The organism is Paraburkholderia sp. UCT31, assembly GCF_014397655.1.
In the GTDB taxonomy this organism is placed as follows: Bacteria; Pseudomonadota; Gammaproteobacteria; order Burkholderiales; family Burkholderiaceae; genus Paraburkholderia; species Paraburkholderia tuberum.
This window is the reverse complement of record NZ_VZQP01000012.1, coordinates 87,135-99,592: the sequence shown is the minus strand read 5'-3', so window position 1 is coordinate 99,592 and position 12,458 is coordinate 87,135. Positions and strand designations below refer to the sequence as shown.

At 65.3% G+C, this 12,458-nt stretch carries 16 protein-coding genes and 1 pseudogene; 9 read left to right on the top strand and 8 right to left on the bottom strand.

The annotated features are described in order from the left end of the window. Positions 1 to 52: 52 nt before the first annotated feature. The gene (locus F6X40_RS12780; RefSeq protein WP_184035353.1) at positions 53 to 997 is read left to right on the top strand and encodes a metallophosphoesterase family protein; all 945 of its coding nucleotides are present in this window, start codon (positions 53 to 55) and stop codon (positions 995 to 997) included. 36 nt (positions 998 to 1,033) lie between these two features. After that, positions 1,034 to 1,414 carry a cupredoxin family copper-binding protein gene (locus F6X40_RS12775; RefSeq protein WP_184063319.1) on the top strand — a complete coding sequence of 127 codons (381 nt, stop codon included), beginning with the start codon at positions 1,034 to 1,036 and terminating at the stop codon, positions 1,412 to 1,414. Between the two features lie 78 nt (positions 1,415 to 1,492). On the opposite strand, the gene F6X40_RS12770 is transcribed toward F6X40_RS12775, so the two are convergent. The 3 genes from F6X40_RS12770 to F6X40_RS12760 form a co-directional block, all read right to left on the bottom strand. Then, positions 1,493 to 1,798, bottom strand: coding sequence for a hypothetical protein (locus F6X40_RS12770; RefSeq protein ID WP_090809877.1), 306 nt, complete (start codon positions 1,796 to 1,798; stop codon positions 1,493 to 1,495). A gap of 1 nt (position 1,799) precedes the next feature. After that, on the bottom strand, positions 1,800 to 2,546 hold the full coding sequence (locus F6X40_RS12765) for a hypothetical protein (protein WP_187628106.1): 747 nt from the start codon (positions 2,544 to 2,546) through the stop codon (positions 1,800 to 1,802). 254 nt (positions 2,547 to 2,800) lie between these two features. Continuing rightward, a complete protein-coding gene (locus F6X40_RS12760) occupies positions 2,801 to 3,868 on the bottom strand; it encodes an FUSC family protein (protein WP_187628105.1) in 1,068 nt (355 codons plus the stop codon). Between the two features lie 574 nt (positions 3,869 to 4,442). Here F6X40_RS12760 and F6X40_RS12755 point away from each other — a divergent pair. Both F6X40_RS12755 and F6X40_RS12750 read left to right on the top strand, forming a co-directional pair. Continuing rightward, positions 4,443 to 5,210, top strand: a complete 768-nt coding sequence (locus tag F6X40_RS12755; protein ID WP_187628104.1) for a hypothetical protein — start codon at positions 4,443 to 4,445, stop codon at positions 5,208 to 5,210. Next, positions 5,167 to 6,363 carry a GGDEF domain-containing protein gene (locus F6X40_RS12750; protein WP_222946056.1) on the top strand — a complete coding sequence of 399 codons (1,197 nt, stop codon included), beginning with the start codon at positions 5,167 to 5,169 and terminating at the stop codon, positions 6,361 to 6,363. The genes F6X40_RS12755 and F6X40_RS12750 overlap by 44 nt, the downstream gene beginning before the upstream one ends. 12 nt (positions 6,364 to 6,375) lie before the next feature. Here F6X40_RS12750 and F6X40_RS12745 read toward each other — a convergent pair whose 3' ends face one another. The 3 genes from F6X40_RS12745 to F6X40_RS12735 all read right to left on the bottom strand — a co-directional run bounded on the left by F6X40_RS12745 (position 6,376) and on the right by F6X40_RS12735 (position 8,879). Then, entirely contained in the window at positions 6,376 to 7,026 is a 651-nt protein-coding gene (locus tag F6X40_RS12745; protein ID WP_187628103.1) for a glutathione S-transferase family protein, read from the bottom strand. Positions 7,027 to 7,191: 165 nt separating this feature from the next. After that, entirely contained in the window at positions 7,192 to 8,667 is a 1,476-nt protein-coding gene (locus tag F6X40_RS12740; protein WP_184062327.1) for a sodium:solute symporter, read from the bottom strand. Beyond that, positions 8,664 to 8,879, bottom strand: coding sequence for a DUF3311 domain-containing protein (locus F6X40_RS12735; protein ID WP_187628102.1), 216 nt, complete (start codon positions 8,877 to 8,879; stop codon positions 8,664 to 8,666). Before F6X40_RS12735 ends, F6X40_RS12740 begins: the two co-directional genes overlap by 4 nt. Positions 8,880 to 9,227: 348 nt before the next feature. On the opposite strand from F6X40_RS12735, the gene F6X40_RS12730 reads away from it, so the two are divergent. Then, entirely contained in the window at positions 9,228 to 9,905 is a 678-nt protein-coding gene (locus tag F6X40_RS12730; protein WP_187628101.1) for a MarC family protein, read from the top strand. On the opposite strand, the gene F6X40_RS12725 is transcribed toward F6X40_RS12730, so the two are convergent. Then, positions 9,822 to 10,190, bottom strand: coding sequence for a hypothetical protein (locus F6X40_RS12725; RefSeq protein ID WP_262421449.1), 369 nt, complete (start codon positions 10,188 to 10,190; stop codon positions 9,822 to 9,824). The genes F6X40_RS12730 and F6X40_RS12725 overlap by 84 nt on opposite strands. Before the next feature lie 179 nt (positions 10,191 to 10,369). Between F6X40_RS12725 and F6X40_RS12720 the strand changes: the two genes are divergently transcribed. Then, the gene (locus tag F6X40_RS12720) at positions 10,370 to 10,615 is read left to right on the top strand and encodes a DUF6723 family protein (RefSeq protein ID WP_090809892.1); all 246 of its coding nucleotides are present in this window, start codon (positions 10,370 to 10,372) and stop codon (positions 10,613 to 10,615) included. A 47-nt stretch (positions 10,616 to 10,662) separates the two neighbouring features. Here F6X40_RS12720 and F6X40_RS12715 read toward each other — a convergent pair. Further along, a pseudogene (locus F6X40_RS12715) lies at positions 10,663 to 10,899 on the bottom strand (hypothetical protein). 195 nt (positions 10,900 to 11,094) lie between these two features. Between F6X40_RS12715 and F6X40_RS12710 the strand changes: the two are divergent. From F6X40_RS12710 to F6X40_RS12700, 3 genes are read left to right on the top strand one after another with little or no spacing between them, the layout of a single operon-like run. Then, complete coding sequence (locus tag F6X40_RS12710; protein WP_187628100.1) at positions 11,095 to 11,421, top strand: hypothetical protein; 327 nt, start codon at positions 11,095 to 11,097, stop codon at positions 11,419 to 11,421. A 60-nt stretch (positions 11,422 to 11,481) separates the two neighbouring features. Further along, on the top strand, positions 11,482 to 11,658 hold the full coding sequence (locus F6X40_RS12705; protein WP_184047024.1) for a hypothetical protein: 177 nt from the start codon (positions 11,482 to 11,484) through the stop codon (positions 11,656 to 11,658). Positions 11,659 to 11,711: 53 nt separating this feature from the next. Then, positions 11,712 to 12,257, top strand: coding sequence for a cupin (locus F6X40_RS12700; RefSeq protein WP_187628099.1), 546 nt, complete (start codon positions 11,712 to 11,714; stop codon positions 12,255 to 12,257). Positions 12,258 to 12,458: the final 201 nt, after the last annotated feature.

Here is a 12,458-nt window from a genome sequence, read left to right as displayed (position 1 = left end):
TCATGCCTCACGAACCGGGTTCGGTTCGGCGAATCCTTATCGTGAGGTCATCATGTCGTCACATCATTCATTCGATCCGGCGCGTCGCGGCGCGCTGAAGTGTCTTGCGTTCGGTGGCCTCGGCACCGTGTTCATGCTGTCGGGCGGCGTGCTGACGCCGGTCGAACTCGCGCTCGCGGCCGACGCGAACACCGCGACGCCAGCGGCTGGCACGCCGCTTTTCCTGCAGATCAGCGACACGCATATCGGCTTCAACAAGGAGGCGAATCCCGACGTCGCGGGCACGCTGAAACAGACGATCGATTACGTCAACGCGATGCCGGCGCGTCCGCCGCTCGCGATTCACACCGGCGACATCACGCATCTGTCGAAGCCCGCGGAATTCGATCTGGCCGCGCAGCTGATGTCGGGACTGAAGATCACCGAGCTGCACACGGTCCCCGGCGAGCATGACGTCACCGACGGCCCCGGCACGGAGTACTTCAGCCGCTTCGGCAAGGCTTCGGACAACCGCGGCTATTACAGCTTCGATCACCAGGGCGTGCATTTCGTCGGGCTCGTCAACGTGATGCATTTCAAGCCGAACGGCCTCGGCGGTCTCGGCGACGAGCAGCTCGAATGGCTCGAAAACGATCTGAAAGGCCGCTCGTCGAGCACCCCGGTCGTGGTGTTCGCGCACATGCCGATGTGGACCATCTACGAGCCGTGGGGCTGGGGCACGGGCGACGCGGGACAGGCGATGAGCTATCTGAAGCGCTTCGGTTCCGTGACGGTGTTGAACGGCCACATTCATCAGATCGTGACGAAGGTCGAGGGCAACGTGACGTTCCATACCGCGCGCTCGACCGCCTATCCGCAGCCGAGCGCCGGCCAGGGCGATGGCCCTGGGCCGCTGAAGGTCGCGAGCGACCAGCTGCCGAAGATGCTCGGCGTGACGAGCGTCAGCATCGCGCGTCATCCGCTGAAGGCGACGCTCGACGACACGACGCTCGCCTGACGACACGCGCTACTTTTACGCTTGAGGAGATCAATGATGCTAACCAGGATGATGGGCCGCGCGCTCGCGATTCTGCTCGGCAGTGTCGCGATTCTGGCGGTGTCGGGGGGGCCCGGTTTTGCGCAAACGACGATGCCGATGCAGGTGCAGAAACAGACCGTCGCGTCGACGCCTAACGCGATCGTCATCAAGAACTTCATGTTCTCGCCGATGGAACTGACCATCAAGGCGGGCACGACGGTCACATGGAAGAATCTCGACGGCGAGCCGCACAGCGTGGTCAACGACGCGGGCCTGTTCCGCTCTGCCGCGCTCGATCAGGACGACACCTATCAGTTCAAATTCGATAAACCGGGCGTGTACAAGATCTTTTGCGGCATCCATCCGAACATGAAGGCGACCATTACCGTGCAGTGATCCGATTGTCGCCAAGCCCTTGCTCGGCAAGGGCAGTTCGGATTTTGCTCCGAACTCAACCCTGGATCGCGAGCACTGTTATTCCGTAGGCGGCTTGGCCTGTCCCCAGTCGACGGGGTGGTGCAGCGAAATCTGCAGACGATCGCGCAATTCGGGATGGACAGACGCTTGGTTGAGAACAGCCATGCCTCCGATTTGACGCAAGGTTTCGTCCGTGATCGGCGCGCGGCAATCGTCCGAACCCAGAGGCACAGTCATTGCCATTCCGCGCGCGATCTGCCGATCTATTGCCCCCTCGACTTCCTCGCGCGACACGGTACATACCTGGATTTCACAGGCATCCTCGTTATAAAAAATCACGGTGGCACGCTGGCGCTTTGTCATCTCAGAAACCTCTGCAGCTCTGGTAATTTTGAAATGCCGTCTGTTTGCACATGGCATAAGCACGGGGGTCTTGGGTCATCGCTCGTACGAAGTTGCATTGCTCCAAATCAAATTCGTACTCGGCAAAACAATTTGCCTCATGCACTTCACTGACGCCACGCGCGGCCAGTTCCTGCACATCGCCGAACTGCGGATCTTCAGTGTACTCAAACGGCCGCTCATTGCCGAGTGGCGTTGATACTGGCGTAGCGATGGTTCCGTCCGGCAGCACGTCGCCGGGGCGGGCATACCAGATCGCCAGGCCATCTTCGGCTGGCAGCCGCGGCAATTTGGGGCGCTCGAACGAGCGCGCGGCACGCACTACGGGCAGTGCGCCTCGCACGAGCTGTGACGGCGTGATGGTTGGGTAGTACGGCCGGATCTGCTGCTGGATGGGTGCGCTCCCTCCGCGCGAGGTCCGGAGCGTGGGCGCGACCGCAATCACATCGCCGCGCTCGACGGCGGTCTGTAGCGTGCGGGCGATCTGCTCCGGAGCAGCGCCGCTCGCATATGCGCGGCCCGGCGAATTGCGCATGAACTCGGCGAGCTGCGCTAGCTGGCGCGTGTTGTGTGTAAGCTCCCATGAACTTGCCGAGATAATGAGACGGCGCCCGGTATCCACCTCGTCGCTAAAGACGTTGCCGCGATATTCCTGCCGAGTATGGAGCGTGCAGCTCCGGTGGTTTCCGACTTTGAAATCGATCGCCATCTGTCTTCCATGTACATGTCAGATCCGCCAGCGAACCTATCATGGCGTCGAATTGCGTACCGCAAGAAGAATGAGTCGCTGAGGCCGCCGCGAATGCGAGAGCAAGCCTTGGCCGGTACGGGAGGGCACCGCTCGACGAATTCCTGCACCCTGGAACATCGTGGAAAACTGTCAACACAGGTAGTGCGCGACTGGAAGTTGTCCATCGTGCATCGTGTTGCGGCCCTGGTAGTTCTGACTGTGCGGAACGCCGCTCACGCGGTATGCAGCTCGCTCAACCGGCACAGCAGAATCCCATAGCCGGTCAGATGCCCGAGGTACACGCTCGTAAACACGTCCGACGCGGGCAGGTCCTCGGTCAGCTGACGCAGGTCCTCCAAATGCAGCGGCGGCGCCTCGAGCGGCGGGCGCTCGACGCGCAGGTCCGCCGCCTCGGCCAGTTGCCGGTGCGCGTTGACGAGCCGCGCGAGCCGCGCGAGAAACATTTCGCGCCACGCGGCGTCGAGCGCGGCGAACTGATCGTGAAACGTGTCCATCGTTTCAAGAAAATTGACCAGCGAATCGAAGGTCTCCTGATAGCTCGCGAACACCGGCAGCCGTGCCGCGTTGCGCTTCAGATGTGGCGACACCCACGCCTGCTCGAGGTCGGTCTTCAGCAGCAGGTGCGCCTGCTTCAGGTTCGTGCTCAGCGTGCGCAGCCTGGAGGCCGCCGGCTTGATCTGCGCTTTGTCGAGCTGTCCCGCGGCCAGCTGCGCGACGACATCGGTGGCCTGTTCGTTGCCGTCGTTGACGAGCGTGTTCGCCCAGTAGCCGTGATCGGGCGGAAACGCGATCTGCTGGATGACGAAGCCGAGCAACATGCCGAGTACCACGCCAATCAGGCGCTGTTCGAGCAGCGGAAGATGTTCGCCGGTATAGAGCACGAGCGTGATCGGCACCGTGATGCTGGTCATCTGGAACAGCGACGGCCGCAGCGCGACGATGCCGAAGATCACGACCGGCAGCAGCGCCGCGCCCATCCACAGGTGCGGCGCGGTCAGCCAGATCAGCAGCGTGCCGATCGGCATCGCCACCACGTTCGAAAACACCCGCTTGTAGAAGTAGCTTCGAGCCGCCGAAATCGAGCTACCGAGCGCCAGCGTCAGCATCGTCGAACCGGCGAGCGGCACGGCCGCGTCGGGAAAGCCGAGCAGGTATGGGATGCCGAAACCGATCCACAGGCCGAGCGTCAGCTTCGTGTACTTGGCGGTTTCCGACAGAGAAAAGCGCGCGAGCGCGCGGTGCAACGGCGTGAGTGGCTGGTGCTGATACCTGTTCGACATAATTTTTATGCTGAGCGATGACGTTGGGCCGGGCACCGTTGGGCCCGGCACGGCGCGGCGTTCGCGACATGCGCGCACGTGACCTTATCATCCGGAGCGGACGGCTTCGGGAATTCGCACGGCAGCAGGTTCGCGGAATGCTGCTCGAAGCGCGCGGCGCGCGCAGTCCAACGCGGGTTTCAAGCGGCGGTTTCGGCGTCGCGCGCGCGTTCGTCGCCAGGCCCGCTTGTTGCATGCGAAACGGCGACCGCGTTGGCGCGTTTCGCAGAATCCGCGTCGCATCGGGCGTAGCGGCCTACGGCAGGTGCACGGCTGACTGTCGGGCTCTGTGCCGGGTTGGAGTTTTTACCGGCTTTGCACGCTTTTTTGCCAACTCACACGGCATCAGGCAGCGTCGTTTGAAGCACCGCCGAAGCGAGGCGGAAACGCAACGCTGCTATGTTGTCGGCCGTTCGCGACAGGATTACATTCATTGAGCATTGCGTGCAGCGGCAGCCTGCGAGTTCGGTTTGCGCGCCGGCTCGTCAGCGCGCCAGTTTGTCTGCAAGAAGTGGCATACCCGGAGCGTATTGCGATGGCTACCGATCCCGACGATATCGACTTGCGTCATTCCACAACGGACGGCCGGGCCTCCTTCGAACCCGACGGCCCTGACGAATCGGGCGTGCCGCCCCCGCGCTTCGGCCGCCTCGCCCTGTGCCTCGCGGCGGCCGGCGCGCTGACCTTCGGTGTGATCGGCACCGTCGCCTACGGCGTCTGGTTCAACCAGGATCAGCAGACGTACGCGGATGCCATTGCGGGCGCGCGCCGGGCGCTCGGCTCATCGGCATCGGCCCGGGTGCCGACGGTGGCCGTCGCGCACGCGCCGGAGGAGGCCGCCGCGCCCTTCGCCATGCCGTCAGCCAGGCAGCCCGCCGCGCCAGACGTCGCGCTCGAAGCGGCCGGCGCGAGCGGCGGCTTCGAGGACACCAACCCGGCTGTGTGGTCCGGGCAGATCCACGCGAGTACGCCTGCCCCGAATCTCACCGCCACGCTGGCCGATACGCCGGTCGATACCTCGGCGGATATGTCGGCGGATATGTCGGCCAACCCACCCACAGCCCCCATTGTTCCCACGCCACCGCCGGGCTACACGCGGCACGTCGCCAATGCCGCCAATTCCACCGCGAAGCCCGCGGCCGGTCACGACGCGAAAGAAACGCGGCTCGCACAGCAGGAGCGGCGCGCGCCGTCGCAGCACAAGGGCAGTCTGTTTGCGCGGATCGGACAGTTCTTTCGACGCGTGAGCTATCGTCAACATGACAACGGCCGACGGCAACAAGATACCTACTCCCATCCCTGAGCACGCGGTCGTCGGGCCAGCGGGGCGAGCGGGGCTGCGCGGCGCCGCACGCGCGCGCGTGCCGGTGTGGCGCTTCCGGCCGGGGCCCGCGAGCGTCGCCGTGGCCGCGCTGTTGTGTCTGCTGTTCGGCCTGCTGTATGTAGCGATGCAGATCCGCACGGTGTTTTCCGATCAGTTGAAGCAGGAGTACGCGGGTCTCGTGCTCGAAGCCGCCGGGCGCGTCGACAGCGCGCGCGAACAGTTGGCCGCGTGGCAGCGTATGGCCGACACCCCGGCGAGTCACGACGCGTCGTTCGTGCCGGCCTATGACGCGGCGCGCGCCGAACTCGCGCGGCGTTTCGCGGCGCTCGCGGCGCTCGTCAACGCGAGTCCGTCGCCGGCGCCGCCCATTCCGTCGATGTCACCGACACAGGCGACGCCCGAAGCCGTCGCGGCGGCGCTCGGCAGCGTATCGGCCTATTGGCGCGCGCAGCGCGACGCGTCGAGCGCCGACGTGCGGCTGCGCGTCGCGCACGTCGCGCGCACGCTGATCGCGCTCGCCGCGCTGCTGTTCTGCATGCTGATCACGGCGCTCGGCATGTACGCGAAGCGCAACCGCCAGCTCGCGGGGCAGTCGCACGAGTTCGAGCTGGCGTCGCTGCACGATTCGCTGACGGGCCTGTCGAACCGCCGCAAGCTGCTGGCCGCGCTCGACTCTGCCGCCAGGCACGCGCGGACCGCGGCCGTCGAGCGGCGTCTCGCCGTGCTGTATATCGACCTCGATGGCTTCAAGCAGGTCAACGATTCGTTCGGGCATCGCACCGGCGACGAATTTCTCGCCGCGGTATCCGCCCGGTTTCGCGCGTCGGTGCGCAAAGGCGATCTGGTCGCGCGCATTGGCGGCGACGAGTTCGCGGTGCTGGTGCGCACCTTTGCGGGCGATGACGAGCTCGCCGAGATCGCGCGCCGGCTGATGGCCTGCGTGGTCGACACCGACGCACAGATGGGAATCGGCGGCGTGCGCGCGAGCGTGGGCATCGCGAGTTATCCCGACGACGTCGAGGATCACCGCCGTCTGGTCGCCGCCGCCGATGCCGCGATGTATCAGGTCAAGCGCGACGGCAAGAACGGCTTCGCGTTCGCGGCGCAGACGGGCAGGGAAGCGACGTTGTGAACCGCCTGAACGTCACTGGCCTTCGTTGCGCCACTCCGTCAGCTTTTCGCGCTCGTTGAGTTCGATGAACGCCGGCCGTGCGCGCAGCCTGCGGATATAGCTCGCGAGATGCGGCCAGCCCACCGTCGCGGGGTTAGGCATGTTGCGGGTCCAGCGCATCAGCACGAGCGCGAGCAGATCGGCGGTGCTGAGCTTGCCGCCCGCGAGGTATGCGTGGCCGTCGGCGAAATGCCCGTCGAGCCGCGCACACGCTTGTTCGATGCGGCGTTGCGCGAGCGCGCGCACCGCCTCGGCGCCCGCGGGGTCGCCGTCGCTGCCGGCGTAGAACCAGTCGCGCATCGCGGGCAGCAGCGTATTCGCGAGGTAGATCATCCATTCGAGCCATTCCGCGCGTGCGGCCGAGCCGGGCGCGGGCGCGAGGTCGGCCTCGGCGTGGCGCTCGGCGAGCAGCATCAGCAGCGCGGCCGATTCATGCCGCGGCACGCCATCGACGACCAGCGTGGGCACGCGCCCGGCCGGATTCAGACGCAGATACTCGGGATCGTGCTGCTGGCCCGCGTCGATATCGACGAGGCGCGCTTCGAACGGCACGCCCATTTCGAGCAGCATCCAGTGCACGGGCATGCTGGCCGCGCCGGGCGAGTAGTAGAGAACGTAGGACATTCGGGGCTCCGTGGATCGTTGAGAGCGCGGTCGAGCCGTGAACAGAAAGAATCAGGGGCTGTCGCCGAAACGAACAGCCCCTTCAGATGCGTCAGGCGCCAGCGTACGCAAATGCGGGCGCTTCGAAACATCAAGCCTCGAATCACGCCCGCGGCCAGGTCTCTTTCAATGCGCCGACGCGTGCTTCTCCTGCTCGGCTGCGCTCGGCTGCGTCACCGCGCTGACGATCACGAACACGATCACGTTGACCGCGAGCGCAAGGAAGCCGATGTTGACGTCCTTCAGCGCATCGGGCAGGAACGGCATCAGTTGACCGACGCTCCAGTGCAGCGTCGTGGTCAGTGTGACCACCGCGACACCCGCGACGATGCCGCAGAACGCGCCTTGCCTGGTCGCGCGGTTGTGCGGGAACAGGCTGCAGAGCACGGCCGGGAACAATTGCGTGACGAAGCTGTAGCCCATCAGCAGCAGCGCGACGATGGTTTCGCCGCCGTTCAGCGTGAAGGTGACCGCGACCAGCGCCACGACCGGTACGAGGAAGCGCGCGATCACCGCGACCGACGCATCCGACGCGTTGCGGTTCACCATGCCGCGATACACGTCGTTGGCGAGCAGCGTCGACGCCGAGGTCAGGATCATCGAGCCCGGCACCAGCGCGGTCAGGATACCGGCCGCGCCGATCACGCCGACGAACCACGGATCGAACGTCTGCAGCGACAGGCGGAACAACGACAGGTCGATGTCGGCGCCCTTCAGGCCCGGCACGCGCAGCGTCGCCGCGAAGCCGACGAAGAACACGAACAGCAGGATCAGTTGATAGAGCGGCAGAATCGCGGCATTGCGGCGGAAGATTCGCTCGTCCTTCGCCGTGAAGATCGAACCGAACGTGTGCGGCCACATGAAGAAGCCGAGCGCGGTCAGCAGCACCGTCGACTGGAACCACACGACGCTCGAACCGCGCGCCGGGAAGGTCAGGAAGCCGGGACGGGCGGCGTCGATCGTGCGGAACATCGCGCCGATGCCGCCGTAGTAATGCAGCGGCAGATAGATGCCGAGGAACAGCACGATCGCGAGAATCAGCAGATCCTTGGCCACCGAGTTCCAGGCGGAGCCGCGCACGCCCGACACGATCACGTAAGAGGTCACGACGATCGCGCCGATCCAGATCGCCGCCGTCGACGAGATCGCACCGTACGACGCGGTCGAGACGATGATGCCGAGGCCCTTCAATTGCAGCACCAGGTACGGGATCAGCGCGGCCACGCCGACCAGCGCGACCAGCGTGCCGAGCGCCGGGCTCTCGTATTTGCGCGTCAAGAAGTGCGGCTGCGAGACCAGGCGGTGCGTCTTCGCGTAGCGCCAGATCGGCGGCAGCATCCAGTACGACAGGATGTACGCGAGCGTGCCGTACGCGAGGATGTAGTAGACCGGCGCCCCCTTGCCGTACGCGAAGCCGCTGCCGCCGAGGAACGTGAAGGTCGTATAGATTTCGCCGGCCATCAGCAGGAACACGAACGCGGTGCCGAAGCTGCGGCCGCCCACGCTCCACTGCTCGAGGCTCATGTCGTGGCCGCGCCTTGCGCGCACGCCGAGGAACAGCGCGAATAGCGTAACGGCGGCGATGATGACGAGTGCGCTCATGGGCGAACCTCCTCGCCATCGGCGACGACGTGTCGGTTGGACGGATCGAGGTTGTAGATGATCGCCATGATGATCGCGCTCAACACCACCCACATGACGATCCAGGCCAGCACGAACGGCATGCCGAGCACGATCGGCTCGACACGATTGACAAACGAAACGCCGACCAGGATGCCGACGAACGGCAACGCGGCAAGTACACGAAGCAGCATGTGGACAACTCCTCGAACCAGTAGGTATGTGTCGTTGAAATTCCGGCTTCGCTGAGGACTGTATGCCGGATCCTTCGGTCCCGTAAAGCAGGTCAAAATAAATGTCGGAGTTTCGACCGCTGCAATTGCATCTTTCCAGCCCGGATTGCTGCAGTGCAAAGCGGGACGCGCCGTGGCGCGCAAGGTGTCGCGCGGCTTTTCTGCAGGCCGACTGGCGCGCCGCGATATGATCTGCGAGCATTGCAGCATTTTCCGGACCGCGCGATTCCAGCCGGGTTATGACCGGCGGCGCGCCCAGGCGCGAACTCGCGCGAGCACACGCAGACAAGCAGGCACACGGACACGCACATGGTCGAAAGTCTGATCTCGGACATCATGTTTGGCTTTATCGGCTTAATCAGCATCATCAATCCGTTCAGCGGCGCGTTTGTGTTTCTGGACCGGACCGCGTCGTTGACCCTCGACGAGCGCACCGTACTCGCCCGCAAGATCGCGATCAACGCCGCCGTTGTGCTGCTGGTGGCATTCTTCATCGGCACGCCGATCCTGCATTTCTTTGGTATCTCGATGGAGGCGCTGCGCATCGGCGGCGGGCTCGCGCTTGCCGTGGGCGGCTGGCAAATGCTCAATGCGCCGGACACGCCGGCGGTCGAGCAGACGGAAGTCAAGCGCGTCGACGCCGAAACCGCGAAATCGCGCGCGTTCTTTCCTCTGACCGTGCCGCTGACCACTGGCCCCGGCTCGATCGCGACCGCGATCGCGCTGTCGGCGAATCGCACGCACAAGCTGTCGGCGTTCGTGATGTCGGGCATCGCGTCGGTCGCCATCACGTTCGCGGTGGCCGTCTGCGTGTATCTGATCTACAGCCGCGCGACGATCCTCGCGCGCTATCTCGGCGTCGATGGCACCAAGGTCGCGTTGCGGGTGTCGGCGTTCCTGCTGCTATGCATCGGCGTGCAGATCATTCTGACCGGCGTGTCCGAATTCCTGATTCCGATCGCGACGATGCGCCCGCCGGCGGGCTAGCGCCGCATGCCGGCGCCATGCATGCTGTGGCGGCGGCGCCGCCGGTGGATCGCCTTCGGGTGGTTCGTGCGGAACGTCGACCGGATCGTCCGGGATCGGATCGGGGTCGATCTTCGGCGGCGGCGTGTTCGGCGCGATGTCGGGGTCGACTTCGGGCGGCATCGGCGCATGCGGATGCAGCGGCAGTGGCAGCGACTGCAACGAAATTTGCGCGTGGGTTGGCGCGTTCAGGTCGAATGTGCCGATTGCACCGGGCGCTTGCCGGCTCGTATCAGGTAAATCCATCAGTCCTCTCCACATAGTCTTGGTTCAGAGGCGCAATGCTCGTGCCGCATGCCGACGGATGTCGTTCGCGTGGAACGCCAATTGCTGGAACCCGGCACGCGCGCCGCATCGCGATGACTGCGCGCGCCCGGCTCACACATTGGACATCGCCCACGCAAAGCACTGGACGAGGAGCGCATATGGCGCGACACAAGGCCGACGTTGCCGACGACGACTTCGAGATTTTCGCCAGCTATCACGGAACAGGTGACGGCCGATACATAGGTGGGCTGAAGGTTGTGAGGAAAGCGGACAGGCGGATTCTGTTCCCGTTCGAGGGCGCACCGCAGATCGGCCCCTATGCGACCGCCGACGAAGCACGCCGCGCCGCGATTGCGTACGGCCGCAAGCTCGTCGCGGCCGATCGTGCCGCGCCCGAAGGCTGAGCGGGCGCAGCCGGCTTGGCCGTGCTTCCGTGAGAGGCGCAGAGCCATCAAGGCAGACCGCCGAGCGACGGTGAAATCGTGCTGCCGCGCGCGGGATCGTCCGGATGTTCGTCGGGCACGGTAGGGCGCGCCGACAGCGGCGGATGATCGCGATAGCAGGTGTCGACCGAACCGTCGACGAGGCAGTTCTGGAACGCATCGGCTCGCTCTTTTGCGCGAACGTGTACAGCGTGCGCTCGACCTGCACCTCGGGTATCGGATACGCGAATTGTCGTAATGCTCATGAGGTTCTCCTTCGGGGGCGCTTTTTTACAAAGCGAACGTGCCGCGCTACCGCCTTCGAGATCGCAATGGCCGTGCCTGTTGCGCTGCGCGCGGACTTCTCCGGCAAGGCTCGAATGTTGCTGCATGAACCAGATGCCCGTTCGAGATGGCGCGTGATGACGCGAATCGACGGCAGAACAAACGAGGAGGGCGCGATGCAAGATCCCCAATCGACCGACACCCCGCAGCAGAGCGCGACGCCAGGCGGCGAGCAGTCCGCGAGGCCAGATAACCGCGCCGCGCCCACGATGTCCGACGAAGTCAAAGCCCGCAACAAGCCGAGCGGTACGCACTACGTCGAGCCGAGTCCGCTCGGCATCGAACCGGTCGTGCAGACCGGCGTGGACCAAGCGACCAATCCGCCACGGTCGAGCGAGCGGCCGCGCCAGGGCGCCGAAGTGCCGCTCGGCAGCGGCGAGCACGCCGAGCCGCCGGGCGGCGGCGGGCGCGAATCGCATCACAAGCAGCCGGGCGAGCAATGACGCGGCGCGTTGCGTGCCAGCCGTGCATCCAATCCGTCAGCACCCAACCGGAGAAAGCGCATGCAACCGGACAATCCAACCCAATCGATGAACCCCGGCGACGAAGCGCCGCCCAACACGCCGGGCGCTGGCGAAGACCTGTGCGCCGCCTGCCACGGCACGGGCAAGGTCGAGGGCGCTCGCTGCGCGGTGTGCGGCGGCACGGGCAAGGTGCTGCAGGGCATCGGCGGAGGCTAGCCGGCTGCTGGTCCGCAGGTTCGCGGCAACCGCATCACAAGCCAGGAGCAACCATGTTCAACGAGTCCAGGCACGGCTTCGACGCCGCGCAGACCGAATACGAAGCGTTCATGCTGGAGCCGCACGACTGGGTGCCGAACAACGGCAAGCTGCCGGTCGTGCTGTACCGGCGCGCGCTGTCGCCCGGCAGCGGCAATCTGCCCGCCGCGTTCGAAATCCTCTTCGAGCGCAATGCATGGCCCGCGCAGTGGCGCAACGGCATCTTCGACTTCCATCACTTTCACGCGACCGCGCACGAGGTGCTCGGCGTGACAGACGCGAGCGCCGAGGTGATCGTCGGCGGACCGGGCGGACGCGTGGTGACGGTGCACGCGGGCGACGTGCTGCTGCTGCCGGCCGGCACCGGCCATTGTCTGCAATCGTTCGAGCGGCATTTTCAGGTGGTGGGGGGCTATCCGTTAGGGCAGCAATGGGACATTCGCCGCGAAGCGCTGACGCCGCAGGAACTCACCGAGATGCTGGCGTTGCCGTTTCCGCCGCTCGATCCGATCGACGGCAAGCATGGTCCCGTCATCGAGTTTTGGCTGCAGTCGGCCTGAACTTCGTCGTTCGCGAAGCAACCGACCTGCCGCGGCGTGGCGTGCAGAGTTGCGCGGTTAGGCGCATCATCTGTGGGCTTTGCCGCGATTTTCCCGCGCGCTTTCGGCGCTGACGCTGGCACGTGGGCGGTTCCACGTGCGGCTTGGCGTCCTTATCGACATGCCCGGACGCGCGCGATTCCATGTCGACACGATGCGCCG